The organism is Corallococcus sp. M7 (genome assembly GCF_054512695.1).
Genome location: NZ_CM137252.1, coordinates 1486998 through 1513805, shown reverse-complemented (window position 1 = coordinate 1513805; position 26808 = coordinate 1486998). Strand labels below are relative to the sequence as shown.

20 protein-coding genes are annotated in these 26808 nt (G+C 67.0%); 12 read left to right on the top strand and 8 right to left on the bottom strand.

Annotation, left to right across the window (positions count from 1 at the left end):
- Nucleotides 1–124: 124 nt before the first annotated feature.
- From ACX114_RS06295 to ACX114_RS06260, 8 genes are all read left to right on the top strand, one after another.
- Nucleotides 125–1831 (top strand): hypothetical protein, encoded by a 1707-nt coding sequence (locus tag ACX114_RS06295; RefSeq protein WP_459295711.1) that lies wholly within the window; start codon nucleotides 125–127, stop codon nucleotides 1829–1831.
- A 470-nt stretch (nucleotides 1832–2301) separates the two neighbouring features.
- Complete coding sequence (locus ACX114_RS06290; protein ID WP_459295709.1) at nucleotides 2302–3192, top strand: hypothetical protein; 891 nt, start codon at nucleotides 2302–2304, stop codon at nucleotides 3190–3192.
- Between the two features lie 94 nt (nucleotides 3193–3286).
- Complete coding sequence (locus ACX114_RS06285; RefSeq protein ID WP_459295708.1) at nucleotides 3287–4249, top strand: hypothetical protein; 963 nt, start codon at nucleotides 3287–3289, stop codon at nucleotides 4247–4249.
- 86 nt (nucleotides 4250–4335) lie between these two features.
- Nucleotides 4336–5880, top strand: a complete 1545-nt coding sequence (locus ACX114_RS06280) for a hypothetical protein (protein WP_459295706.1) — start codon at nucleotides 4336–4338, stop codon at nucleotides 5878–5880.
- Between the two features lie 41 nt (nucleotides 5881–5921).
- Entirely contained in the window at nucleotides 5922–8336 is a 2415-nt protein-coding gene (locus tag ACX114_RS06275) for a zinc ribbon domain-containing protein (protein ID WP_459295704.1), read from the top strand.
- A 62-nt stretch (nucleotides 8337–8398) separates the two neighbouring features.
- Nucleotides 8399–9364: a WD40 repeat domain-containing protein gene (locus ACX114_RS06270; RefSeq protein ID WP_459295702.1), complete on the top strand. Its 966-nt coding sequence runs from the start codon at nucleotides 8399–8401 to the stop codon at nucleotides 9362–9364.
- Between the two features lie 116 nt (nucleotides 9365–9480).
- A complete protein-coding gene (locus ACX114_RS06265; RefSeq protein ID WP_459295700.1) occupies nucleotides 9481–10845 on the top strand; it encodes a sigma 54-interacting transcriptional regulator in 1365 nt (454 codons plus the stop codon).
- A gap of 59 nt (nucleotides 10846–10904) precedes the next feature.
- Nucleotides 10905–11552, top strand: coding sequence for a DUF3332 domain-containing protein (locus ACX114_RS06260; protein WP_459295698.1), 648 nt, complete (start codon nucleotides 10905–10907; stop codon nucleotides 11550–11552).
- 50 nt (nucleotides 11553–11602) lie between these two features.
- On the opposite strand, the gene ACX114_RS06255 is transcribed toward ACX114_RS06260, so the two are convergent.
- Both ACX114_RS06255 and ACX114_RS06250 read right to left on the bottom strand, forming a co-directional pair.
- A complete protein-coding gene (locus tag ACX114_RS06255; protein ID WP_459295696.1) occupies nucleotides 11603–12154 on the bottom strand; it encodes a hypothetical protein in 552 nt (183 codons plus the stop codon).
- Nucleotides 12151–13497 (bottom strand): hypothetical protein, encoded by a 1347-nt coding sequence (locus ACX114_RS06250; protein ID WP_459295694.1) that lies wholly within the window; start codon nucleotides 13495–13497, stop codon nucleotides 12151–12153. Before ACX114_RS06250 ends, ACX114_RS06255 begins: the two co-directional genes overlap by 4 nt.
- Before the next feature lie 74 nt (nucleotides 13498–13571).
- On the opposite strand from ACX114_RS06250, the gene ACX114_RS06245 reads away from it, so the two are divergent.
- Both ACX114_RS06245 and ACX114_RS06240 read left to right on the top strand, forming a co-directional pair.
- Nucleotides 13572–14225: a gluconate 2-dehydrogenase subunit 3 family protein gene (locus ACX114_RS06245; RefSeq protein ID WP_459295692.1), complete on the top strand. Its 654-nt coding sequence runs from the start codon at nucleotides 13572–13574 to the stop codon at nucleotides 14223–14225.
- Entirely contained in the window at nucleotides 14222–15874 is a 1653-nt protein-coding gene (locus ACX114_RS06240) for a GMC family oxidoreductase (RefSeq protein ID WP_459295690.1), read from the top strand. The genes ACX114_RS06245 and ACX114_RS06240 overlap by 4 nt, the downstream gene beginning before the upstream one ends.
- Nucleotides 15875–15893: 19 nt before the next feature.
- Here the strand turns inward: ACX114_RS06240 and ACX114_RS06235 are convergent, their stop codons facing one another.
- Nucleotides 15894–16334, bottom strand: a complete 441-nt coding sequence (locus ACX114_RS06235; RefSeq protein ID WP_459295688.1) for a hypothetical protein — start codon at nucleotides 16332–16334, stop codon at nucleotides 15894–15896.
- An 88-nt stretch (nucleotides 16335–16422) separates the two neighbouring features.
- Here ACX114_RS06235 and ACX114_RS06230 point away from each other — a divergent pair, with 88 nt between their 5' ends.
- Nucleotides 16423–16857 (top strand): hypothetical protein, encoded by a 435-nt coding sequence (locus ACX114_RS06230; RefSeq protein WP_459295686.1) that lies wholly within the window; start codon nucleotides 16423–16425, stop codon nucleotides 16855–16857.
- Nucleotides 16858–16916: 59 nt separating this feature from the next.
- Here the strand turns inward: ACX114_RS06230 and ACX114_RS06225 are convergent, their stop codons facing one another.
- The 5 genes from ACX114_RS06225 to ACX114_RS06205 all read right to left on the bottom strand — a co-directional run bounded on the left by ACX114_RS06225 (nucleotide 16917) and on the right by ACX114_RS06205 (nucleotide 26172).
- Entirely contained in the window at nucleotides 16917–19214 is a 2298-nt protein-coding gene (locus ACX114_RS06225) for a hypothetical protein (RefSeq protein WP_459295684.1), read from the bottom strand.
- A gap of 17 nt (nucleotides 19215–19231) precedes the next feature.
- The gene (locus ACX114_RS06220; protein WP_459295682.1) at nucleotides 19232–21022 is read right to left on the bottom strand and encodes a vWA domain-containing protein; all 1791 of its coding nucleotides are present in this window, start codon (nucleotides 21020–21022) and stop codon (nucleotides 19232–19234) included.
- Complete coding sequence (gene mtsD, locus ACX114_RS06215; RefSeq protein ID WP_459295680.1) at nucleotides 21019–23004, bottom strand: cell-cell cohesion protein MtsD; 1986 nt, start codon at nucleotides 23002–23004, stop codon at nucleotides 21019–21021. The genes ACX114_RS06220 and mtsD overlap by 4 nt, the downstream gene beginning before the upstream one ends.
- A 36-nt stretch (nucleotides 23005–23040) precedes the next feature.
- Complete coding sequence (gene mtsC, locus ACX114_RS06210; RefSeq protein WP_459295678.1) at nucleotides 23041–24363, bottom strand: cell-cell cohesion MYXO-CTERM protein MtsC; 1323 nt, start codon at nucleotides 24361–24363, stop codon at nucleotides 23041–23043.
- Nucleotides 24364–24534: 171 nt separating this feature from the next.
- Nucleotides 24535–26172, bottom strand: a complete 1638-nt coding sequence (locus ACX114_RS06205) for a calcium-binding protein (protein WP_459295676.1) — start codon at nucleotides 26170–26172, stop codon at nucleotides 24535–24537.
- Nucleotides 26173–26420: 248 nt separating this feature from the next.
- Here ACX114_RS06205 and ACX114_RS06200 point away from each other — a divergent pair, with 248 nt between their 5' ends.
- Nucleotides 26421–26726 (top strand): hypothetical protein, encoded by a 306-nt coding sequence (locus ACX114_RS06200; RefSeq protein WP_459295674.1) that lies wholly within the window; start codon nucleotides 26421–26423, stop codon nucleotides 26724–26726.
- Nucleotides 26727–26808 lie beyond the last annotated feature (82 nt).

Below are 26808 nucleotides of genomic sequence, written 5' to 3'. Positions count from 1 at the left end.
CACACTGCCCGTGTCCCGACGGTGACCGGCCTCCGGGGGCTGGCACCCTCCTTGCCTTGATGGCCGCGAACAATGGCTTCGTGCCGGGGGACCCTCCCCCGGCCCAGTGTGAGGTGGGCGGCATATGAAGCACGGGTGGCGGTGGACGGGAGCGCTCCTGTTGGCGGGAGCGCTGGGGTGGACGGGCTGCGGCGGCGACGACGGCGACACGCGCCAGGTGGGCGACCCGGTGGTGCCGGTGACGCCCGTGGACGAGGACCCGCGGCTGCCGGACGCGGGCACGGGCGACGTGGACGCGGGCACCGGGACGGACGCGGGGACCCAGGTTCCCGACGCGGGCACCGGGACGGATGCGGGCACGGATGCCGGTACGGGTACGGACGCGGGCACCGGCACGGATGCGGGGACCGGTACCGACGCAGGGACCGACGCGGGGGTTCCGGAGAAGGTTCAGACCTATCCCCGCCCCTCGGCTCCGGGCTGGACGTTCTACAACCAGGAGCAGGGAGCGCCGCGCTACGTGTACGGCATCACCGCCGACCAGGGCGGCAACGTCTGGGTCGCGGGCGGTGAGGAGGGCCTATTCCTCATCAAGAAGGGCTCCAACACCATCCAACGCTTCACGATGTCCGACGGCCTGCGCCCCTACGGCCGCATGCGCGACGGCGTGGGCGGTCCGCCGCCGGGCATGCCGTACCTCAAGGTCATCTCCGTGGCCGGGGGTCCGGACGGCACGGTGTTCGTCGGCTACGCCGGCAAGCCGCCCCAGCCGGGCATGCCCACCTGCGAGGACGAGTGGGACCAGGCGGAGAACGACCACCGGGAGCCGGACGCCAGCGTCTACAAGAGCGGTGACGCGGACAAGGTGACGCTCAAGGCGGACGGTACCATCGACGTCGTGCACTACGACATCCACACCGGCCCCAAGAAGGTAAAGGCCGAGCTGCGTGGGCGCGAGAAGGTCTGCACCATCTATCGAATCGCCTACGACCCGGCGAAGGAGGTCGTCTGGTTCGGCGGCAACCACGGCTTCGCCATGGGCGACGCGAAGTTCAACGGCATCGTCCCGTCCTATTGCTGGGACTCGCGCCCCTGGAACACGGAAGGCTTCAAGTGGGAGTTCGAGTGCGCGGGCCTCTACGAGCACGTGCACCCCGCCATCTCGGGCTCCGCGGGCGAGCTGCTGTCGGACCGCTACTACGGCATCTCCATCACGGAGAACCACGACGTCTTCTTCGGCGGGCAGATCCGCTCCACGCGCTTCCGCTACGGCACCAACGGGGACAACTACTGGCAGGCCCAGAGCGAGACGGAGGACTCGGGCTACGACTGGAACCGCTTCGACATCTGGCCTGACGCCGTGCCGAACTACCCCACCGCCGCACAGCGCGTGGACGACAACGTCTCCGGCATGGCTCCGGCGTCCAATGACGGTGTGTGGGTCAGCTCCTTCTACTACGGCCTCGCTCGCCTGAGCGCCAACGGGACCGTGGAGACCAAGGTGATGCAGGACCTGGTCAACTACACGCCCGCCAAGGGCAGCACCCCCGCGATGGCGCCGACCTCCTCCATCGCGACGGACCCGTGGGATGGCAGCCTCTGGGTGGGCGCCAACTGGTGGGGCGGCATCACGCGACTGAATGGCGGCAGCACGGTGAAGTACAGCGGTGACGTCTTCGGTCACACGGTCACCTCCTTCAGCAGCGTGTCCGACATCCAGTTCGACCGCTCCGCCGGAAAGCGCCGCGTGCTCGTCGCCTTCGAAGGCGTCAAGAACGAGAAGACCGGCGTCGTCACCCCGGGCCTCATCGGTATCTACGAAGGCGACTGACGCGGCATCCGGCGACAATGCCTCTCACGGCCGCCCTTCCCGTCTTGGGGAGGGCGGCCGTGTCGTTTTCCACCGGCCGGAAACGACTTCACTCCCCAGGCGCCTGCCCACAAGCGCAGTGCGTCCAAACACAGCCTTAGCGGACGGAAAAATCCTCGCCACCAGACATTTCCATCCACACCTGAGAATCGAGGGTAAAGCGCTAGAATCGCAAGAAACCCCTTGATAGTCAGTGACCTGTCGTTCTACTGTTTCCCCTGAAGTACGTCCAAACGTACGCCCTGACCTTGCATTCCCCTGCAGGTCAGAGAGGCGACACGGTGTAGGCGCTATCCCCGGTGCCTACGGACCCGTAGCAAACCACCCACACCTTCAACCGGTTTCGGCAAGGCATACGTGTGTCCGCCGGGCTCCGGTCCATCCAAGCCATGACGCCAGCCCGTATGCCTTTTCTTCAAAGAATCATCCTGTTGTCCATCCTGCTCTCAAGCTCATCAGCGCTGGCAGGACTGCTACCGCAAGCATCGGAAGACATGCGCCTTCTGGGCGATGTCCAGGGCACTCAGACCGGATTGAATGCCCAGTACGTCAAGGAGGTCTCGCTCGACATGTGCAACTGGGCTGATCGTCCTATCGCCAGTGTTTGCACGGAGCAGAACCCGACGGACGCACCTACCAGTTGGAACAAGACCAACGCACTGGCATGCCAATCCCCCGGAGCAAACCCACCCTCGACGTCCTGGTTCGACTATTCACCGAGTGAGCCCTGCAGGATTGACGGCTACACGGGCTGCTCCAGTCAGAAGTGGCGTTGGGATGATGGGAGGATGGTTTCCGGCTGGGGAGGTCCTGAAATCCATTGCCCCACCGATACCGCGCAGTTGGGGACCCAACTCTTCACCAAACCGTTGACCGCATTCACCCCGGGTCACGTCTTCGTTCAGATCCCTGCCCTGTTCATTCACCAGACAGCCAAAACGGTGCGTGTGCAGGCGAAAATGACTGTTGTGAGTTCCAGGCCCTACACGCCAGGAGGGCTCCCAGCAAAGCCCATGTCCGCCCTCCTCGTCCTTCAGCAGAACCTGGGCAATGGACTCTGGAGCGATCTGGCCATTCAGGAGATCACAGCAAAGGATGATTGGGGCTACATCGGACCGTACGTCCTCTACGAAGCGCAGGCGACCGTTGCTCCCTTCACCGAGGTCCGCCTCCAGGTCCGCGCAGGCCTGATGCCTCCCATTATCCGATCCGATGAGCGCCAGTGGTACGAGAACTACCGTCTCATCGTCGATCTCGTGGAGGCACGCCTCATTCTGCCTGATTGCATCCCGGACATGAGCCGCCCGGGCGAGTGCCTTTAAGCGCGGCTTCGTCTGTCCAATCTCCTGTTCACAGCCCCCGAAGGGGCCAGGCGAAGCCCTGCGCGCCCTTCGGACTCAATCCAAAGGACTCCGTATGTACCGTTCGGCATTGTTCGGACCGCTCGTCGTGTGTGCAATCTGGACTGGCTCGGCGCAAGCCTCTTCCTCTACCGTGGACCTCCTATCGCCCAGCCGCTGTACGTTGGCGGGTGGGCGCCTCACCCGCTGCACCATCCCGACGCAACTGCTCACAGGAGATGAATTTTCGACTGGCGTCCCCCTGAGAACCGTCTTCACCCGCCAGATGACTGGAAACTGCGCCACCCAGTACCCACTGGAGGTCACCCTGACACCAGCAAGCGGGGCTCCGCAGAAATACACCTTTATTTCGGCCGCCCAGTTCGCGGTGCGCGCTCCGGATCAACAGACCCTCACCAGCATCGAATTGAAGGACTCCTCTGGATGGACGCCGCTGGCATCGTTCAGCCCGGACTGCCGCCTTTCGCTGGACATCCACTGGAATGAGGTGGACGTCGACACCTCGGAACAGGCCAACGCCATCCTCGCGCAGCTCCAGGCGGACTTGAATACCAAGAAGGCGGCTCGGGACAATCTGTCCTACCTCGTCGAGTACAGCGCGGCCTTCGACTTCATGAAAGAGCTGTCCACCCTGTTCCTGACAGCCCTGACTTCGGAGACCATGAATGATCTGCGTCAGCAGGCCCAGTCGGCGGGTCCCATCATCTTCAAGACGAGCATGGGCTGCGATGACACTTTGACGGCCGAGGAGAAGGATACACTCGCCACTTTCTACTTCGCCTTGGGAACGTTGGGAGACGCCAGCGACTATACCAATCCCGACGGGACACCCAAAACGCTGCGTGATTTCCTGGGCGACGAAGCAAAGCCCATCATCGACAAGCTGGCCGCCCGCTCGGCTGCAGGGGCACAGGCGCAGTATCAGTCGGAGTACACCCTCGCGGCCGCCGCCGTCGCTGCCGCTGAAGCCAAGCTGAACCTGGCACGTGCCCAGCTCGCGTCCTGGCTGACGCCGTAGCCCTCTCTTCGTCCAATCTGAATCAAAGCCCATCCCCTTTCCAACAGCGAGAGCTCGCGCTTTCGCTGTTCAGGATCTCTTTTGCCATGACGTCTCAGAAAATCACTCCATGGCTCACGACCGCGCTCCTTGCCTCGGGACTGCTTGCGGCATGTGGGTCCTCGCAACCTGCTGAAGCCTCCTCTCATAGCTCGCACCAGAGCCATCCGACTCAGACAGAGAAGCAGCCTCTGGGCTCCGTACGCCTCTGCGGCAAGCGGCATGAGCAGGGAGCCAACTCCATCGTCTGTCAGTACACGACGAACGTGGAGTCCCTCTACAACAAGATCCTCATCGAGCAGATCAAGAACAAGTGCACCATCCTGACACCCACTTCGTGGGAGTCATGCATGCAATGGCCCCCCGTTCTCTGGGTGGAGAGCACTTCCGCGGAGAACTTCAATGCCTTCTATGAGCAGTCCGAACGCATCATGGCGTTCTACCGGACGGCGAACTCTCCAGACGTCACGACGCTTTCCTATGAACTGAGCCTCCGGCAGATCAAGGAAGTCGCTCATGACATTTGGTTCCGTGACCTCAAGAAGCCGGATGAGGTACGCGCGAGCAACCAGCAGATACTCGATACCAGCCTCGCGGACATTCTCAAAGACAAGGGCGCCGCAGAGGGCAAGGTCGTCCAGGTCCAGGTGGCGGGCTCTCGAGAAGGAGTCGACAAGGTCCAGGACATCATCAACGCGCACCAGCTGCGAGTGAATGAACTGCAATCCGCATTCTCTGCCATCGTCCGGGACTTCATTGCCTACAAAGCCCAGGAGCCCATCATCCTGGCCCAACTCCAGTCCCTCTCGGAGAGAGCCTCGACAGCTACCCTGCTCACGCTCCCTACCATCCAGGTGGAGTTGGCTCAGCTCAGCAGGGCGGAGAGCGCGGCGCCGCAGCAGATGCAGATGCACGCATCACGACTGGCGCATCAACTGGCCAACGAGGATGCAACGGTCCTGGAAAAACTGCAGCCGCACATTTCATTCATGCAGGAGAACAACCTCAAACGCCCCCATATGACCACCGCTTCCATCCGGCGCCTGGAGCGTATCGAAGCCTACGCGGATGCGCGACACGCGCGACTGGTCGGCATCGTGAAGAAGCTGTTGACCGGCATCGATCAGCGCAGGGTCAATCTGGTGGCACAGGCTGCGAATCAGGCCACGCGCGACGCCATGACGTCCGCAGCCACCCTGACCGCTTCCTCCCAATTCCTCTCCCAAATGAATGCGCGGGTCAGCGAGGTCGGCAAGCTTCCGCGCCGCAGCGTGAAACTGGGGCTCTACTTCCTGGCCAGCAAGCTCCAGGAGCACGAAGGCATCCTGCAACTCCAGCCTTCTTGCGCGAACATTGTTTCGACCCCCTGGATGGGCACGGGATGCAATGCTCTGAGCCTGCAGTATTCGAAATCGCGCACCTACGTGAACTCGACGATTCCGAACATGATACGTCTCAACATCGCCGCCATGAGAAGGGCTGCGGTCAACGAGACGATGCTCACGGAAATCGAGCAGCACCTCGCGGCCAACAGATTGCGCGCAGCCACATTGGCTCACGATGTGGCCGTGGTTTCGTCTGAATCCCTCTAGCGGTAGTGCGACCGCCACTTCCATTTCTAAAGAAATCCTCCATGAAACGTCTCTTTGGTCTTTGCAGCGCGGTCATCTCCGCGTTGCTCATCGCCACGTCGGGTCAGGCCTTGGCCCAGACCCTCTCACGTCAATACATCATTGACTACCAGATCCGCTCCCTCAAGAGCGTGGGAAGCTGCCTGCCCGCGAAGTTGGCTATCGAAGGCGATCCCCTCATCTTCCATGTCAACGGACTTCCAATCAGAACCTATACGGTCCCTGGTGCTTTCGTCGTCCGTCCCAACAAGGACGAGGAGAATCGCTTCAGGGCACCGTTTGGAGGCAGCCTGCTGCGCTGGGGGAGCAATGTATTCTCCTTCGATGTTTTCACAGCGGTTGGAGGGGACTTCTGCACCCTGTCGGACAACCTTGTCCACCTGACCTCGCAGGGACTGCCGGACCGGCTGTTGTTCAACGTCCCACGAGATGGGACAGTCTTCAACGGTGTCGCCGACGTCGCGTTGGACCTGCGAGAAATCAACCCGACCCTCGCCAAGTCGCTCGCGGACCTCGAAGACGCCCTGCAGAGGGAACTCAGCAAGCTTGGCAACCTGGCCGGGTCGATTGATGGAAACAACTATCAAGCCGAACAGCTCCAGGCGCTTCAGACCGAGATCAAGAACTTGATGAGCCGTCCACTCGACTCCATTACGGACGCCGAGCTGAGAGGCCTTCTCAACAAGTACGATTCCGTTCCTACGACGGTTCGGGACCGGCTGGTTCAGCTCCTCAAGGACTTGAAGACCAGCATCGACGAACTGAGGGCGGAGATCGCCCGGATCGTCGCTGACCTCCGAACCGACCTGAACCTCCTCGACAACTACGAGTTGCTCCTCCCACCGTCAGGAGGAGTCAACCTGGAAGACCCGGACACCTACTCGCCCGATCTGGGTAACGACGATGTCGCCGAAGTCGAGATTCCGGACATGGGCACGGAGGATCCGTTCGATCCGGACAACGATCCCTACCGTGTATTCGCGGAGCAAATCCTTACCGAGCTCAACAAGACGCTCAGCGAAGGCATCGTCGCGGATCGGCAGGGATTCCATTCCGTGGTCCGTCTCTGGCGGTTCAATCAGGAGGTCTTCGAGACAGGCCTGAACTCCCGCATCGGGGTGTCCACGGAGGAATGGGGTGCATTCCTCGACGCGCGGCAGTCCGTGCTGTCGGTCGTCAACATCTACATGAGCGAGGGGGACTGGTTCCGCGACACTCCCGTTCGCGAGAGCACCAAGGCCTTCGTGGCAATGCTGGAACAGCAGGGCAATACCTCCAGCCGGGCCTACACCCTCAAGAGCAACCTCAACATGTGGCAGGGCCTGGCCAATCCACAGCAGGGAATGGTGCTGGACAGCCTGGATGCGCTTTCTGGGGGCTACCGCTCCCTGGGTGACGGTGTCGCGCAGCAGGACCCGACGATTCCCTCCACGCTGGACCGCCTGCTGGATGGCGCCATCGTGGCGACGAAGCTCGCCGCCACTGTCGGACTTGCCCTCAGTCCCGCGGGGGATTTCGTCGACCTGTGTGAAGTCGTGACAGGGAAGGAACTGTGCAACCCCTGGGGTGCGGACCTTTCCGTCAGTGACCGGATGGCTTCCGGCCTGGGGCTCGTCATCGGCAGCGGCCACTTCTGGCGGGTGGCCGGCCAGGCGGTGGGCATTGGAGTGGGCGTCATCGCGATGTCCAAGATTGGAAAGTTCGTTGACAGCCTCTCCGACATCACCAAGGAGCAGCGTCAGGCCCTGGTGGCGCGACTGACCGAGGACGCCCTGGAACACATGGAGGGGCTCACCGGACAGCAAATCCTCACGTTGCTCGACAGGACGATGAAGGACTCAGCCGTCAAGACGCTGGCCTCACACGTCAAGGGCCCCGGGCTCAAGGAAGCATCCGAACTGTCGATGATGAGAGTTGCTCCCCAATGGGTCACCCTTGCCCAGACCAAGGGCCTTGCGGTTCAGAACATGCCTTCGCTCTACAAGAAGTCCCTTGCAGACATCCAAGCACACCTCAAATCGGCAGGCTTTGGCTCACCCATCCGAAATGAGAAGGGCGAAATCGTCGGTTGGTTGGACACCCCCGTCTTTGAACGAGGACAGGAGATCTGGGTGCACCCGGACCAATCTTTCGTCCGGATTGATCTGGTAGGGACCGATAAAAACCCCTATCCCCAGATCAAGAAAGAAATCAGCAAGCGCCCGGGCCTTTATGGCAACGATGATACTGCCGTGAAGGTCACTGACATGGGGCAACTCGCTCCGGCGGGCCCCAGTCAGATCCAGGAACAGATGGCGCAATGGTTCAGCGCGAAGACTGGCATTCCCATCGAAACAGTCCGGACGAAGATGCCTGCGGAAAAGGAAGCATTGACTGCGCCCTGGAGCTTTGCCACGCATATTGAGATCGCTCCGTAGTCCCCAACGGCCGGAGGCTGGCGGATATCAATGCCTGCCTCCGGCTTTCTGGAAACCTACCCATGAGCCTTTCCACTTTGACGCCCAGCAACGCGAAGCATCTGGAACAAATACGCCAGCTCGGCGAGCCAAGGCCGGGGCCCACATATCGTGGACAGACCCTGTTCTGTGACAAGGGGTCCAACCTCTTGGTTTCCGTGGAGCACGGCGGGGCTGAGCGGTTGCGCTGGTGGGCCCTTCAGGATTCGACATCTGTCGCACGGATTTCCTGCTCCCTCCCCAATGGGTTGGCAGCCGTCATACTGCCAAGCAGGGACGTAGTTCTCTCCGTCACGGTGGATGGCGACCTTCAAGAGTGGTCCGCAAGCGATGGCGCCGTGTTGAGGGGTGCGCAGTCGGGCCTAACCGTCGCGGCCATGGCGCTGGGATCCGATGGCAACACCCTGCTCCTCGCGGATGCATCGGGTCAACTCATACTTTGGGATGTTGCCCGTTGGCAGCCACAACAAGAACTGGAGCCAGCATCCGCACAACTTCATTGCTGTGCGCTCTCGGAGGATGGGGCTATCGCTGCCGCAGGTGCGTCGGTTCAACAATCCGATGGTTCCGTCCAGGCGAGCGTCATGCTCTGGAACACGAGGACTGGAAACCGGATTGCAATCATTCCAGCAGACGTCTTCTACATCTGGGACGTGAGCTTCGCTCCATCAACGCGACTCCTCGCTGCCGGTACGTCCGTTGACAGGATCCTCCTGATTGACGCTGAACGTGCAACAGTCGTCCGCACCTTGGAGGGCCCCGCCCCAGGGGCCCATCGCCTTGACTTCAGCCCCGACGGATTGCTCCTGGCCGTCGCAACAGACAATGGGGCGTTTCGCATCATGGATGTCGCGGATGGAGCCAAGCTCTACGCGTACTCGGACACCAGTGACATGCACGTCAGCCCAGCGGTATTCACGCAGGATGGACGGTCGGTCGCCTGGGCGGAGGGGTCGGGCCAGGTAGGAATCTGGGCAGTCAACCGGTAACTCCCGCGCCCCATGTTGACATGCCGCACCGTGCCCGGTTCCCCACCAGCCGGGCACGGCGAGCGCCGACAGACAGCCCGCGCGGGCCCGAAGCCGTCTAGAATCCCCGCCCGCTCATGCCTTCCGTTCCTCCTGCCCCCATCCCCACGCACACCGTCGTCGCCGCGCGGGCGCAGGGAGAGCGGCTGTCCGCGCAGCGCTTCCACCTGGTGCTGCTGGACACCGAACGCGCGGGCACCGTGTACCCGCTCGCCACGGAGGACCTGCGCGTCGGCAAGTCCACCGACAACGACGTCGTCATCGACCACCCCACGGTGAGCCGCAACCACCTGGTCGTGCGCCGCCAGGGCGACCGCTTCCTCGTGCAGGACCTGGGCTCCACCAACGGCACCTTCCTGGACGGTGCCCAGGTGCGCGAGGCCTACCTGCGCCCCGGCGCCCTGCTGGAAGTGGGTGACGTGCGCCTGCGCTTCAGCCCGCAGATGGCGCCCGTGCAGGTGGAGCCCACCGCCGAGGACCGGCTGGGCGACCTCGTGGGCCGCAGCCTGCCCATGCGGCAGATCTTCGCGCTGCTCCAGCGCATCGCCCCCACGGACTCCACCGTGCTGCTCGTGGGCGAGACGGGCTCCGGCAAGGGCGCGGGCGCCAAGGCCATCCACAAGTTGAGCCCCCGCGCGGCCGGGCCCCTGGTCGTCTTCGACTGCGCGAGCGTGTCCGACTCACTCATCGAGTCCGAGCTCTTCGGCCACGAGAAGGGCGCCTTCACCGGCGCGGTGGGCCAGCGCATCGGGTGCCTGGAGCGCGCCCACGGCGGCACCCTCTTCCTGGACGAGATCGACGACCTCGCCCTGGACCTCCAGCCCAAGCTCCTGCGCGCCATCGAGGACCGCGAGTTCCGCCGCCTGGGCTCCTCGTCGCCCATCTCCTTCGACGCGCGCATCGTCGTGGCCAGCAAGAAGGACCTGTGGGCGGAGACGCAGGCCGGCCGCTTCCGCGAGGACCTCTACTTCCGCCTGTCTGTCTTCACCGTCAGCCTGCCGCCCCTGCGCGACCGCAAGGAGGACATCCCGCTGCTCGTGGAGGCCTTCGCGGGCGAGGGCCTCTGGCCCCGGCTGCCGGAGAAGATTCAAGAGCAGTTCCTGGGACACACCTGGCCGGGCAACGTGCGCGAGCTGCGCAACGCCCTGGAGCGCGCCCGGCACATGGTGGACATCCCGGGGCTCGCCGGAGAGAACCTCCTGCGCGAGTTCACCCGCGACGTGCCCGCCCCCGCCGGGGACTTCCTGCCGGTGGAGTTCACCGGGCCGTTCAAGGTGTGCAAGGACGAGCTCGTCCGCGCCTTCGAGCGCGAGTACCTCACGCGCCTCCTGGGCCGCGCCCGGGGCAACATCGCCCGCGCCGCCCGCGAGGCGGAGCTGGACCGCAAGCACCTCTATTCGCTCCTGCACAAGTACGGGTTCGTTCAGAGCGAGCCGGACTGAGCCCTTCGTGGCATGGTGCGGCCGCTTTCACGCGGTCCCCCATCCCCCAGGAGGGCTTCATGAAGTTGCGTCCGTCCCGCTGGTTCGGTGTGCTGTGCGCGGGTGTCCTGATGATGCATGCGACGGGCTGCTTCGGCTCGTTCAAGCTCACGACGAAGATCTGGCAGTTCAACAAGGGCATCTCCGGCAACAAGTTCGTCCAGTGGCTGGTGTTCCTCGTGTTCGTCGTGGTGCCCGTCTATGAGATCGGCACGCTGGTGGACGCGCTCGTCGTCAACAGCATCGAGTTCTGGACCGGCAGCAACCCGGTGAGCAGCGTGGAGGGCGAGGACTCCAACACGCGCATCGTGAAGCTCAGCCCCACCGACACGCTGAAGATGTCCCGCGACGTGGAGTCCGGCGTCATGCGCCTGGAGCTCCAGCGCGAGGGCCAGGAGCCCGTGGTGCGCTACTTCGAGCCGCTGGAGGACGGCATGGTCGCGCGCGACGAGGCAGGCGCCCTGCTCATCCGCGCCCAGGGCCAGACGGACGGCGCGGTGAAGGTGACGGACGCCACCGGCTCCACCGTGACGGTGCACGCCCGGGACGCGGTGGACGCCGCGCGCCAGCTCTTCCTGGACGGCGGCGCGCCCGCGCTCGCGCAGTTCGCCACGCACCAGGGCCAGCTCGCCCAGGGCATGGCCACGCTCGACGCCTGCACGCCGTGAGCTGAAACGCGGGGCTTCCGGTGTGACGTCACCGGAAGCCCCGGAGTGATTCAGGGCGAGGGCTCGTCGACCACCACGTCGCCCAGGTCCGGGCCGAAGCCCGCGTCGAGCGCCAGGGAGTTGAACGTCCCCTCCATGCTGCGCCCCGCGCCGTAGCCGTCACCCTTCTTGAACGACAGGGAGAAGTCTCCGCGCGTGGCCTCTCCCACGTTGCCGCCTTCATCCAGCACCAGGTCGCCGCGCTCCACCTGGGTGAAGACGCGCGCCGGTTCACCGGCGGCCACGTGCACCACCGACGCGCGCTCGCGGCCGGAGGGCGTGGTGCCGCCGAGCTGCACCTTCGTGCCCGGCTTCAGGTCCACGCCTTCCGTGTCCACGGTGAGCCGCGCGACCAGGTCCACGTCCAGGCCGTTGTTGCGGAAGTAGCTCACCTGGAGCGCCTCCGGGTTGCGGCGGATCTCCACCCGCGACACGTCGGTGACGGGGAACAGCTCCGACACGCTGCCGGACAGCTCGTTGTCTCCGCGGCACGCGATGGCGCCCGCGCCGCTCAGCACGGCCGCGAGCCCCAGCGCCGCCACGGCGCGTCCCGCGAGGCTCACCGCTCCACCGCCAGCGTCAGGACGCTCGTCGTCGGCACGCGATAGAGCACCACGCGCTGGCCCGTGGACAGGAACGCCAACTTGGGCGACCAGCCGCCCGCCGTATCCACCGTCACCTCGCGCCACTGGTCCTCCACGCGCGTGGCGATGACGAGCGCGTCGTCCGATGGCGAGCAGCCTCCCTCGTTGCGCCCGGGCTCCAGCGAGCAGATGTGGAACGCGATGGACGGGTCGTGCGACTTCGGGTCGAACGCGAGCGACGGGTACCAGCCGCCAGAGCCCGTCTGGTAGACGGGGTCCGGCAGCGTCCAGTCCCCGACCGACGCACACTGCGTGCCCGTCTTGCCATCGCACGAGATGTACGTGAGCTTGTTGTCCGAACGGTCCACCACTGCGATGCCGAATCCCACTGCCGGGTCATATGCCAGCGACGCCCCCAGCATCGTATTGCCCACCGACTGGATCTTCCTCGGCGGCGTCCAGGTCTTTCCGTCCGTCCCCCGGCGCTGAAAGTACACGTTCTGTCCCGGGGCATCCGCGGCGTTGAGGGCCTGGTCGAACACCAGTGCCGGCTGACCGTCCGCGAGCACCATGTCCAGGTGCCCACCGTATGCGGGCTTCTCATCCGCGCCGTCGCCGCCCGCGGCCACCATCTGGTGCTGCCACGACGTGGGGCCCCCGAAGGCCAGCTCCGCGTCGCTGGCGTTCCAGTCCTGCTGCGGGAACTGCCCGTTGTGCACGTCCCGGTAGGCTACGAGCGCCTCGTTCCCGTTGAACACCAGCGCGGGATCGAGCCCCACGACGTGGCCCATGTTGCTGACGCCAATAGAGGTCGGCGCCTCGTTACTGAGACGCACGGCCACCTGCTCCGTCCATGTCCCGTTCGCGTTGCGGTAGGCCACCGCCAGGTCGCTCTGGAACCAGAAGATGGACTCCGGAGAGGTGCCGTCGTTGACGCCGCCCAGGTAGCTTACCGCAGGCTGGCCGTTCGCGGCGAAGGCCAGCGAGACGCCATACACGCGCTGCACGGTCCGGATGGTCTCCGGGTTCGCCTGCACCTGACCGTCCTTCACCTCGCGGTAGCGCAGCTCGAAGTCCAGCTCCTTGCCGGGCACCTTCACGAAGTACGCGATGCCGATGCGGTCGTCCGGTCCCACCGCCATGGCGATGGAGGAGATGCGGTGCAACTCAGTCGGCTCCGTGTCCACCGTCAGCCGCACGAAGGGCGTGTCCGTCGTTCCGCCATCGTCCTGCGGCTTCGGGCCCGCGTCCGGGTTGGCCGGCTTGCCGCCGCCACATCCCAGCGCGAGCGCCGCTCCCAGTAGCCACGCGTGCCGTTTCATGCGGTTCTTCTCCTAGGTTCAGTCGCCCTGGTTGAGCGCGCCATCCTAGGGCACCTGGGCTAGTCTCGCATGCCATGGCTCGCGCGCGTTCGCTCCCCCCGAAGCTGTCCCGGCGCACCTTCATCCAGCGGCTCACCTTCTTCGGCGGCGGCGTGGTGCTGCTGGGGGGCGTTGCGTGTAAACGTTCGAAGGAGGCGGAAGAGAAGAAGGCCCCGGAGCCCACCGGCACCACCTCCGCCGGCCAGGTCCTGCGCACCTTCTCCGCCTTCGAGTACGCCGTCGTCGCCGCGGCCGTGGAGCGGCTCCTCCCCCGCGACGAGGACCCGGGCGCCCAGGACGCGGACGTGGCGCTCTACATCGACCGCATCCTGGAGACGCAGGGGCTGGAGTCCATGCACCGCGACTTCCTCCAGGGCCTGGCCGCGCTGGAGCGCCGCGCGCAGCGCATGTTCCAGAAGAGCTTCGCGCAGGCCACGCCCGCCCAGCAGGACGAGCTGCTCGCCATCTTCAAGGACAGCCCGGCCGGCAGCGGCGAGGCCCACTTCTTCGAGCTGTTGATGACGCTCAGCCTGGAGGGCTTCCTGGGCGACCCGTCCTACGGCGGCAACAAGGGCCGCGTGGGCTGGCGCCTGATGGGCTTCGACACCGTGGGCACGCTCGCCATGGCGCCCCCGGAGGGCTACGACGGGCCCAAGTGCCTGCGCGAGTGCGGAGGCCACCACCCGTGAGCCTGCCTTCCGTGGACGTGTGCATCGTGGGCAGTGGCGCGGGCGGAGCGCCGCTCGCGCTGGAGCTGGGCAGAGCGGGCTTCAAGGTCGTGGTGCTGGAGAAGGGCCGCCACTACCAGCCCAAGGACTTCGTCCACGACGAGATCCTCAACAGCCGCCGCAACTTCTTCATGCCGCTGCCGTGGGAGGAGCCGCACCTGGTGCGCCAGGGGCCCAAGGCCCGCTACGAGCGCAGCAACGCCGCGTGGACCGCCAACTGCGTGGGCGGCGGCACCGTGCACATGAGCGGCTTCTTCTACCGCCTCAAGCCGGTGGACTTCCGCCTGCGCTCCACGCTGGGCGCCGTGCCCGGCACCACCGTGGCGGACTGGCCCATCTCCTACGAGGAGCTGGCCCCCTTCTACGACAAGGCGGAGGCGGAGCTGGGCGTGTCCGGCCTGGCCGTCCCCCACCCCTTCGCGGAGCCCCGCAGCGGCCCCTACCCGCTGCCGCCCCTGGACGTGCACCCGGTGGCGTCCGAAATCGACAAGGTGTGCGCGGCCATGGGCTGGCACGCGCTGCCCACCGCGCGCGGCATCATCAGCAAGGCCTACAAGGGCCGCTCGCCGTGCGCGTACTGCGCGCTGTGCGGCAGCTACGGCTGCGAGACGGGCGCCAAGAGCAGCACGCTCGCGAGCCTCATCCCCAACGCCATCGCCACCGGCAACGTGGAGGTGCGCCCGGGCTGCATGGCGCGCTCCATCGAAGTGGACAAGCAGGGCCGCGCGAAGAGCGTGGTGTACCTGGACAAGGACGGCGTCGCGCAGGAGCAGCCCGCGAAGATCATCATCGCCTCCGCCACCGCCGTGGAGAGCGCACGCCTGCTGCTCAACTCCACCTCCAGCCGCTTCCCCAAGGGGCTCGCCAACGGCAGCGGGCTCGTGGGCAGGAACCTCCTCTTCAGCTCGTTCGGCGGCTCGCGGGCGCATTTCCGGGTCTCGAAGCAGAAGGCCGCGCGGCCCTGGCTCACGGACCCGGCGCCCTTCGTCAACCGCAGCCTCCAGGACTTCTACGTGATGCCGGACGCGCGCCACGGCTTCCGCAAGGGCGGCACGCTGGGCTTCATGTGGGCGCACCCCAACCCCATCTACGCGGCGGTGGGCCTGGCGGGCACCGGCAAGTCCGGCGTCTTCGGCAAGGAGTTGAAGGACCGCATGCGCGCGTACCGCGACTCGCGCATCCTCGAGTTCGAGGTCTACGCGGAGTTCCTCCCCACGCCCGGCACCTCCGTCACCGTGGAGCCCGAGGTGAAGGACAAGTACGGCATCCCCGTGGCCGCCATCACCCTGGACCGGCACCCGGCGGACTTCGCCGCCACGCGCTTCCTCGTGGAGCGCGGCGAGGAGGTGCTGATGCGCCTGGATCCGGACAGCGTGGAGCGCGTGGGCACGCAGGGCGAGACGACCATCCTCCAGCACGGCACCTGCCGCTTCGGCGACGACCCGGCCGCCTCCGTGCTGGACAAGCACTGCCGCGCGCACGAAGTGCCGAACCTCTACGTCGTGGACGGCAGCTTCATGCCCACCGGAGGCAGCGTGCCCTCCACGCTCACCATCGCCGCCAACAGCTTCCGCGTGGCGGACCACCTGGTGCGCACGCTCAAGGGCTGAGGCGTCACGCCGCTTCGCGCTACTGGAGGCGCAGCGGCGTCACGTCCACCTTCACCACGTAGCGCGCCTGCATGTCGGAGTCGAACTCCACCAGGTGGTCACCCACGCCGGTGACGTCCGCCTGCTGGGTGAAGACGCCGAACTTCTCCATCTGGTCCAACGCCGCGCGGCCCGTGGACGCCTTGCGCTGCCGTGCGCGGCAGCCCTCCTCGTGCACGGTGATGGCGGTCTCCTCGCCCGCCGCCGTCACCTCCTCCAGATAGAAGCTCACCTTGATGGTGGAGGCCTCCGGCACGCGCACCAGCACCTGCCCGCGGCCGGGGAAGCGGCCTTCGGAGTAGCTCTCCGGCCCGAGGATGCAGCCCGCGTACTCACTGCACACGGGCCAGGACGCCTTGCAGACATCCAGCACGCGCGCGCCGATGAAGTCATCCCGCGAGCCGCCGCATGCGGCGAGCATCAATCCCATCACAGCGCCCGCCAGTCGCGAGACATTCCGTGTTACAACACCAGACATTCTTTCAAACCTCACCGAGGAGTGGATGTCCATGCGCGTGCGCAACCTGTGGCTGCCTCTCACCATCATCGCCCTGACGGGCTGCGGAGACGAGACCGAGGACCTGCCGAACACGCCGCAGCTGCTCATCGACCGGACGGAGCTGAGCTTCGACACGGAGTTCTCCGCTGGGACCTACGTGGGGGCGACGACCTTCAACACGCTCTACATCGAGAACCGCGGGCTCCAGACGTTGGAGCTCAACGAGGCCTCCATCTCCGGCCCCAGCGTCTTCACCATGAAGCGGCCGGAGAACTGGCCGGAGAACGGCCCCCTGAAGCTGGAGACCTACGACCGCGCCTTCATCGAGGTGGCCTTCAAGCCCAACGCCGCGAAGGAGTTCACCGGCACCCTCACCCTCAAGTCCAACGCCGCCAACGGCGAGACGCGCGAGCTGGCGCTCAAGGGCAAGGGCATCGCGCCGTAGTCCCGGCGGTGCCCCCACAGGCGGCGGAGGCGTGAAGCCCCGCCGCCCGCCCGGGCCTGCTAGCGGGTGAACTGGCAACCGCCCACCCACGTGCCGCCGTCCTGCGTGGGCGCCGGGCACGCCGTGGGCGAGCCTCCATCCGCCGCGTTGTAGCTGCGCGGGTAGTCGCCGTAGCCGGTGCGCAGCGTGTAGCCCACGGGCGTGTAGTCCGTGCGCTCGGTGGCGCTCACCGCCACCTTGAGCGTGCCGCCCTGGATGAAGCGCCGCTCCAGGCAGGAGCACGTGTAGGGCGCCACCGTGACGCGCGTCGTGGTGGCCGTCTTCTCCAGCTGGTACAGCGCCTGGTAGCTGCTGAGCGGCGCGCTCGCGGAGGTGTGCCACGCGCGCATCGCCGTGGGGTTGTAGGCCAGCGTCAGCGCGCCGCCCGTGCTGGTGGTCGTTACCGGCATGCATCCGGTGGTACCTCCGTCCGTGGCGGTGCCGTCGCAGAAGGTCAAATCCAGCGCCAGCCCGTGCGGCGTGCCGCCATCCGGCAGGTTGTCCACGTCCCACTGCACCAGCCACGCCGCGTCCTCGGGCGCGCTCAGTGTGGGGAGCTGGTACTCGAAGGTGTCCGTGTCGGAGGGCACCGCGTCGTAGTCCGTGGGGCCGCGCACGCCCAGGCCCGTGGCGCGGTCGTTGTTGCGCAGCCGGCCGTGGCCGTACGTCAGCTGGCCCTTCACCTCGAAGGTGGCGTTGCCCACCGGCAGGTTGCCCGTGCCCACGCCGCCGAGCGTCTTGGAGCGCGGCTGCTCCACGCCGCCGCTGTAGGCGTTCTCCTCTTCCGTGTCCTCCGCCTCCCAGGACACCTCCAGCCGGTAGTCGCGGTCATCCGCCCAGTTGTTGCCGTCGTCCTGCACCACGAAGTGGTACGTCAGCTCCCCGCCGTGCGCGGGCACCGGCAGCCGGCCCTGGAAGTTGCTCAGGTTGGGGAAGCGCGCCGGGTCGGACTCCTCACGCACGGACTGGATGCACAGCACGGCCTCCGCGTTGTTGCAGTAGGTCTGCACCAGCCCCGGCGCGTCGGGGTGCTCGCGCGTGTCGCGCGGGCACACCGCCGGGCTGTTGGTGCAGGTGGCGCGCTGCTCCGCGGTGATGGTGGTGCTGACGGTGGTGAACACCAGCACCTGCCGGTCCGCCAGCTGGCCCAGCGGCAGGGGCAGCGGGTCGAAGCGCGGGGTGGTGGGCCGCTCCGTCAGCCGGTAGCGCAGCACGCTGGGCTTCGTCAGGCTGGACAGCTTCACCGCGAACCAGTCGCGGTCGGTCACGTAGCCCAGCCGGCCGTCGAAGGTCGTGGACGCGCCCGGCGCCCCCAGGTTGTTCGCGGACGCGCGCGCGTAGGCGTCGTTGTCCCCGGACTGGTCGCGCGGGTCCTCCTCGTCCACCACGCGCACCTCCACCTCGTACGGCTGGCGCAGGTCGCCCGCGGGCACGGGCTCGTTGTTGCCCCGGTAGCCCTTCACCACCAGGGTCCAGGTGCCCGCGAGCTTCACCTTGCGCGCGGTGGCCAGCACGCCCGGGTGCACCTTGGGCAGCACGTTGCCCTCCGACTCCTTGTCGGTGCCGTTGGGGCGCAAGAGCTCATAGGACAGGCGGAAGTTGGGCGCGAAGCCCTGGTCCGGCGCGGTGACGCGCACGTAGGCGATCTTCCCCGCCGTCAGCGGGAAGCTGAAGCGGTCCACGTCGTTGTCCGTGGCCAGGTAGCCCTGCGACTTGCCCACCTGCATGGCCCCCTGCGCCGTCAGCGCGATGGGCGTGGGCGTGACGTCGTTGGGCTCGTTGGCGTCCGGGTTCTCCAGCAACTCCACCGTGAGCCGGTAGGGGTTGCGCGCGTCGTAGTTGGGGCGCGCGGGGTTCGTGGGCGCGTCACGCACCACGATGATGAGCTGCGTGTCCGGCGTGCCGTACGGCAGGATGATGTCCACCGGCTTCGGGGCGCCCGAGCCGTGCTGGTCCGACTTCGCCACCAGCGCGGTGCTCTTGTCCTTCTCCTGCACCGTGACGGACAGGTTCACCGGCGTGCTGGACGCCAGGTACGTGCCGGTGACGTGCACCAGCGTGCGCGCGTTGGCGGTGGCGGGGATGCGGACGCTGTACCAGTCCTCGTCACCGGCCTTCACCTCGCCCGTGAGCGCCAGGAAGCGCTCCAGCGGCACGCCGGGCTTCAGTTCACAGTCCGCGTTGGACAGGGCCTCCTCGCGGCTGTTGCAGAGGTCCTCCACCACGCCCGTGCCGGCGTCCGGCGTGTCGTCCCCTTCGGAGGAACAGGCGGCCAGGAACAGCAGCGCGAGCGGGAGCAGTCGGGTGCGAAGGCGCATGGGGGGCTCGAAAGGAATCAGGGGACGGGCGAGAGGGTCGGGGCGACGCCGGGGCAGCCGTCCACGAAGTCCTCGGGGTTCACGCGGATGAGGCCATCCGGAGGCGACTTGATGCCGCCCACCGGGTAGCGCACGGAGTCCACGCGGAAGGTGCGCACCAGCGTGCGCGCGGTGGGGTCGTCCGCGGGCAGCATGGACACGGAGAGGTAGATGTCGTTGTAGCCCGCGCCGCGCTGCACGGTGCCGGCGTCCACGCCGCCATCCACGCCGCCGTCGGCGATCATCGCGATGGTGGGCGCGAGCAGCACGTTGTCCACGCGGAAGCGGTAGCACTGGCGGCCCTGGTCATCCACCGGACCGTCCGCCTCCATGCTGTAGCGGTACGCGTCCGAGGCCAGGTTGGACGTGTCCACCTGAAGGGGGCGCATGTGCATGCGCGCCTCGCTGCGGTTGGTGAGCCCGTCCGTGTCCGGGTCCTCGTCCATGTCGTTGCTGGAGCCCTGCGTGCCGCCCCGCCACTCCATGCCGTCCGGCACGCCGTCGCCGTCGCTGTCCTGGAGCGTGGCGTTGGTGCCGATGAACTGCTCGTCGCAGTCCAGGAGGCCGTCGCAGTCGGTGTCCACGCCGCGCAGCGCGGGCGGGCAGCCCTTGTCCAGGCCGCCGCCGTCCGGCTGCACTTCCTGGGTGGGGTCGAACTGCACGCCGCGGTCGCGGAAGTACACCTCCACGCCGTCGCTGAAGCCGTCGCCGTCCGTGTCGCGCAGGTTGGGGTTGGTCCCCAACTCGTACTCGCGCGCGTCGGTGAGGCCGTCCCCGTCCGTGTCCGCCTCATCCAGCGGGCTGCCCGGGGGCGCGGAGAAGTTGGAGGCCACGAAGTCCTTCACGATGAAGGCGCGGCGCACCTGGCCGAACTGGAAGTTGAGGAAGTTGATGGGCTCGTTGTTGCGGAAGTCGCGGAAGTTGCCACCGCCCAGCGTGGCCATCTTCTCCAGGCGGTCCGCGTTCTGGTTGATGATGAGCAGCGGGCAGCCGCCGTCGCCGAAGCCGCCGTCCTCCGCCACCAGGTCGCACACGGAGGGCACCGGCTGCGTGGGGTTGAAGACGTGCACGGTGTTGAAGCGCACGTCCTCCACCAGGTCGCGCAACTGGCGGATGCGCACCACCGCGTCACCGCGGATGAGCTCGTCGTCCTGGTTGTTGGTGGGCTTGCCGTCCGACAGGAAGATGACCGAGTAGCGCGCCTGCGCCAGCGCGTCGCTCCCGCTGGGCTGCTGCCGCGCCCGCGCGATGTCCGTGTTGATGAGCGAGTAGATGTCCGACAGCGGCTTGACGAAGTCCGTCGAGTCCCGGTTCGGCGACGTGTCCGTGTTGCGGAAGGTGAGCAGCTTCTCCGTGAGGATGGCCTTCGCGGTGGCGTCCAGCCGCGACACCTGCACGAAGCCGTCCTCCGCCGGCGGCCCGGGGTCCTGCGTGAGGAACGCCGTGGTGCTGCCCGCGAAGAGCATCACCGCGATGGAGACCTCGTCGTCCTGCGGGAGGTTGTCGATGAGGTCCACCAGCGCCGTGGCGCGCGTGCCGTCCGGGTCGCTCACGCGCATGGACTGGCTGGCGTCCATGGCGACGATGATCTTGATGGGCCGGATGACCTCATTGGCGCCCAGCGTGCAGAAGCGCCCGTCCAGCGCCACGGCCCGGTCCGCGGGCACGTCCGTGTCGCGGCGCGGGTCGTAGAGGTACGAATCCGTACAGGCCACCACCACGGCGAACCCCACCAGGGTGAGCGCCAACCAACGTCCCGCGCGGCTCACGGCGACGCGCCTCCCTGCGACGGCGACACGCCGACGCAATTGCCCTGGGCTCTCCAGGGGTCCACCAGTTGATCCGGCCGGCGGAAGTCACCGTCCGTCATGGTCAGGTCCGGCGCCAGCGGTACGCGCACGCTGGGCGGCGCGTACTGCGCCCACGCGCACGCCGTGCGCCAGACGCCGTAGTCCGTGGCCACGCCGCTCTCCGGCGCCTCCGCGAACCACACCTTGAACAGGTTGTAGCCCTGCTTCACGCCAGAGCGGTCCGGCGGCGTCACCAGTTGCAGGTTGGACACGGTGAAGTCGTAGCAGACGCCGTCCGTGTCGTTGCCGCCCGGGACCTTCGTCACCTCGTACTGGATGCCATACTTGTCGTGGAAGGGCCGGTCGCGCCGCGTGGGGTCGCTGCCGGCCTTCAGCTCCTCGTCATCCGGGATGCCGTCGCCGTCCGTGTCCAGGCCCGCCACGCTCGACTGGAGCGGGTTGAGGCCGTACTTCGCCTCCAGCCCGTCCGGCGCGCCATCGCCGTCGCTGTCCACGATGCCCTGGCGCGTCTTGAGGTAGTCCTCGGCGAACTGCGACAGCCCGTCACCGTCCGTGTCCCGGCAGGTGCAGCCGGGCGTCAGCGGGGACTGCGGGTTGCAGCCGCGCGCGTCCAGGTCGTTGCCCGCCTTGAAGCCCTGGTCCTGGCGCCGGTACTCGAAGCCGTCGCTCAGGCAGTCCCCATCACTGTCGATGGTGAAGGGGTTCGTCTTGAGCGTGAAGCTGTTGTCCAGCGAGTCCGGGACGCCGTCGCCGTCGCTGTCCAGCACGCGGCCCTCATCCCCCGGCGCGGAGCTCAGGGGCTCCACCATCAGCGTCTTCATCACGTTGGGCGAAGCGAAGGAGGAGTAGTCCAGCGCGCCCAGGCCCAGCTCGCTGATTTCGGCCGTGTCGCTGAACTCCTGGTACACGCCGTTGCCCATCTCCGCGAAGCGCTTGAGCAGGTACGAGGCGATCTTCTTCGCCGCGGCCGGGTACTGCGCCTCCGGGACGCCCGGGTAGGTGCCGTAGATGTCCTGGCAGATGGGGCCGCAGGCGCGCACGGCCTCCTCGTTGAAGAGCAGCACCGTGTGCATGCGCACGTCGCCCACGTTGTACTGCGTCTTCAGCTCCATCAACCGGCGCACGTAGCTGAAGAGCTGGTAGTTCTGGTTGCGGTCCGTGCCCACCTCGAAGCCGGTGATGGCGTCGGTGGTGCTGGTGGCGTTGCAGAAGCTGGTGATGGAGTCGCGCCAGGTGAGGTCCGGCGTGTCCGGCCCCGCGTAGACGGACAGGTCGTCGTTGGCGGAGCAGCGCGGGTACGGCGTGCCGTCCGTGAGGAACACGACGACGTAGCGCGTGCGCGGCAGGAGCTCCGGCGTGGACTGGGACACCGCCTCAATGTCGCTGGCGATGAGGCTGTACGCGTAGCTGAGCGCGCCCTGGTAGTCCGTGCCCTTGCCCAGCTGCGACTGCAGGCCTTCGATGTAGCTGTTGATGTTGCCCGGCGGCGCGAAGCGGTCCCCCGTGGAGGCCGGCGGCCAGGTGTTCTTCACGTTCGTTTCGAACGGGGCGATGGCGATGCTGATGTTGCCCTGGCGCGCGTCGTTGATGCGCCGGAAGCCATTCACCACGTTCTTCAGGGCGCGCACGCGCGCGGGCTCCGTCACGCCCGGCGGGATGATGGCCTGCACCTCCGCGCGCTCGCAGAAGCCGCTGCCCTCCTGCGAGCCCGGCGGATCCGACACGCACATGCTGCCGGACTCGTCCACGACGAGCACCACCTTCACCGGGAAGCCGGTGGGGTTCGCCGGGCGCGTGCACACCCGGCCGGTGAGCGTCAGCCGGTCATCCAGCTGGGACTGCTCCTGGGCGCGCGGCTCCAGGAGCGTGTCTGAACAGGACAGCACACCCAGGACCAGGAGGCCGGTCGCAAGAAGCGGAACGACGAACTGACGGCGCATGCGATGCGGACCTCCTGGCATGGGGGACATCTTTCTTTACGCCTTCTTGCGGCGGCGCAGCAGCAGGCCGAGCACGCCGGCGCCCAGGGCCGCGGCGCTACCGCCCGCGGGCAGCGAGGTGCAGCCGCCGCCGTCGGAGTCCTGCTTGCCCACCTTCACGAAGAGGCTGGACACGGAGGCGCGCTGGTCGGGGAACACGCGGTCCGCGAAGGCCAGGCGCGTGGACACCTGCAGCTCGTACTCGCCTTCCTTGTCCGGGTTGAAGTTGGGCACGCTGCCGTCCACGTACTGGTACTCCCAGTGGCGGCTGTAGGTGACGGCGCCCTTGGGGTTCTCCACCACCGCGGTGGAGCCGGAGGGACGCTTCACCACCGTCCACGTGTACTCGATGGCCGCGCCGTTGCGGTTGGCGAACAGGGGCGGGCGCACGGCCATGCCCGTCTTCTCCACGCTGATGCTGCCGCCGGTGCCCACGCTGAAGGGCGACTTCGGGTCGAGGCAGTCGTTCGGGTTGTCCTTGTTGAGCACCACGCAGTAGCGCGTGTCGCACGCGTCGCCCAGGCCGTCACCGTCGTCATCCGCCTGGTCGCGGTTGGCCACCGCCGGGCAGTTGTCCGCGGTGTTGAGCACGGAGTCACCGTCGATGTCCGGGTCGCACGCGTCACCGATGCCGTTGGCGTTGGTGTCCTTCTGGTCCGGGTTGGACAGGCCGGGGCAGTTGTCCAGGTTGTCGGAGACGTTGTCGCCGTCCGCGTCCACGCGGCACGCGCTCACGTCCGCCGGCAGTTGCTGGTTCTCGTTGGCGATGAGCGGGCAGTTGTCCTCGCCGTCCTTGCGCCCGTCGTTGTCATCGTCGTCGTCGCAGACGTCGCCAATGCTGTCCCCGTCGTTGTCCGCCTGGGTGGCGTTGGGGATGGAGGGGCAGTTGTCCTCGCCGTCCGGCTTGCCGTCGTTGTCGTCGTCCGGGTCGCACGCGTCGCCAATGCCGTCACCGTCGGTGTCCAGCTGCGTGGCGTTGGAGACGGCCGCGCAGTTGTCGCAGGCGTCGCCAGCGAGGTCGCCGTCGCCGTCCGTCTGGTCGCGGTTGGACGTGAACGGGCAGTTGTCCTTGTCGTCCGCCTTGCCGTCGCCGTCCGCGTCGTCCGTGTACGACAGCGTCTTGCCGTCGTCCGTGTACGCCACCCAGACGGAACAGCCGCAGCCGCAACCGCAGCCGCCGCCCTCCTCCTTGGGCCTGCCGCACTCATCTCCGAGGCACTCCGGGTTGTCCGGGTTCTGCTCCTGGGCCTGCACGGTGCGGGGGCTCAGCACCAGGAAGGCTCCGAGCGCCAACATGGGGGCAATGCGACCGATAGTCATGGTGACTCCTTTCACAACCCCTGCCCCTAGCAAGAGGCGATCCCGCGTCTGTAGGAGTTTCAGGGTGAGGAACTTCAAGGGGTTGCGCGTTCGAAAGAGCCTGCTACAGGAAGGGTGTGGGGGGGACACCCCATTCAGACTGTGGGGGACACCCCACGCCGGGGGGCCTTCTCAGTTGCTCACGATGAAGTCGTCGGAGACGAGGGGAACCATGCCCGCGGGGGTGCGGCCCGTGTCGGGGTCGTATTGGATTTCCTGGATGAAGAGTGAACCCACGCCGGCGCCGCGCGGATCATTGTCCCGGCCCACCTGGAGGTAGAGGTAGACCTCGTTGGTGCCGGCGGAAATCACCTCGCCGGGAATCAGCGGGTGGGGGCGCTCCAGGGTGGGGACCAGGGAGACGTTCTCCACGCGGGTGCGGTAGCAGGCGCGGTTGCTGGTGGCCGTGGGGGGCAGCGGGACGATGGAGTAGCCGTAGCCGCGCTCCCGGTGGAAGTCGAGGTCGGCGCTGAGCGGGTCGCCGTGGGCCTCCACCTCCGCCACGTTGGTGAGGCCGTCGCGGTCGGTGTCGAGCAGGTCCTCGGCGACGAGCGGGTTCGTCTGTGACAGGGCCTCCACCAGGTCCGGCAGGCCGTCACCGTCGGTGTCGCCCACGCAGGGGTCGCTGCCGAGCACGCGCTCCTCGCAGTCGTTGAGCCGGTCGCCGTCGGTGTCCTGCACCACGCTGCAGCCGTTGATGATGTCCACGGCGAGCGGGTCCAGGCCCATGCGCAGCTCCACGCCGTCCATGAGCCCGTCCTGGTCGGTGTCGGGCACGGCGGGGTCCAGGCCCAGGGCGCGCTCGTCGTCGTCCGCCACGCCGTCGCCGTCGCTGTCGGTGAGCATCTGGCCGTTGCGCACCTGCACGTTGCGGTTGAAGGCGAGGAAGCGCTTCAACTTGAGCGCGTTGTCGAGCGCGCCGTAGTCCAGCCGCGTGAGCGCATTGGGCAGGCCCACGAAGTCCGTCTCCACGGGCGCGCTGCCGCCCGCGTTGGCGATGGCTGCCACCTGCAACCGCGTGACCGCGTCCGGCGAGGCATCGCGGACATAGATGGGCTGGACGCTGACGTCGCCCGCGCCCAGTTGCTCCACCAGGCCCTTGAGCTCGCCCACCACCGCGGTCAGCTCGCACTGGCTGCACGAGGCGTTGCACGCGGCCTGGGCTTCCGGGGACGCGTTGCAGCCAGCGGCCTGGGACAGCGCGGTGCAGCGGCTGTCGATGCCGATGTTGAAGGCCGGGTTGTCACAGCTCACGTCGGAGCTGCGGATGACGGGCGCGACCACGTAGCGCGAGCGCGCGACCTCTCCCTTGCAGGAGGCCTGCATCTCGCCGGACATCAGGCTCTTGGACAGCCGCAGCGCGGAGCGGATGCTGATGGGGCCATCCTGCTGGTAGCTGGCGTAGCGGGGCAGGACGGCCTGGAAGCTGGCGGCGTCCGTGAAGCTGCCCTGGAGGCCGGTGGCCACCGAGTGGAAGGCCACGAGCCCGAAGCGCATCTGGGGGCCGGTATAGCGCGAGGTGAGCGTGGTGAGCCCGTCCACCGCGGAGCCCACCACCTCCGGCTCCACGCCGGTGCCGCCCTGGAGCGCGAAGATGACCTTCACCGGGAACGCGTCGCCGGTGGCCTCGGGGACGCAGAGGTCGCCTTCGAAGTTGGCGCGGTCCCGTGTGCCGCCCGCGCGGTCATCAATCGAATAGAGCCCCGCGTCGGTGCACGACAGCCACAACGTGGAAAGCAGGAGCCAGGCGACCCGGGGGGAGGAACGCATTCGTTGGATTGTAGACCTCAGCCCCCCCTTCCAACGCAAGCGACCCGCGGGCCGGATCCACGTGAAGGCCCGAACACCGCACCCGCCTCTTCGCGCCGACGGAGAAAAGGACGCCGCCAACCAGGCTGGAATGTCCACATCCCGCCTGGAATCAACCCTCAACAGAATCCTGGTCTTACCGGGATGGTTCCGATTTCGGGGAGGGGAAAGACATTGCCCATGCAGTTCAATCCCCAAGGAGCAGGACCATGAAGAAGACGACCATGAAGCTGGGCGGGACCGTGGCGATGTTCGTGCTGGCGCTGGGTGCGACGGGCGCGATGGCTCACAACCGTGAGGTGAAGAGCCACGATCCGCGCATGGCGGTGTCCATGGAGGAGGTCGTGCTGGTGTCGAAGACGGGCCCCCTGGCCGGTGGCTCCGGCGGCAGCGGCAACGGCAACTGCGGCATCCTCAGCAACATCCTCGGTGGCGGCAACATCATCGGCAACACCACGGGCAACCTGCTGGGCCTGATCGTCGGCGGCGGCAGCATCTCGGGCAACTGCAACTGAACGCCCGCGGACGTCACAACCCCCTGAAGTGATGTAGCGGTCCATTCAAGACGGACCCGACGCCGGAGGTGCCCCCTCCGGC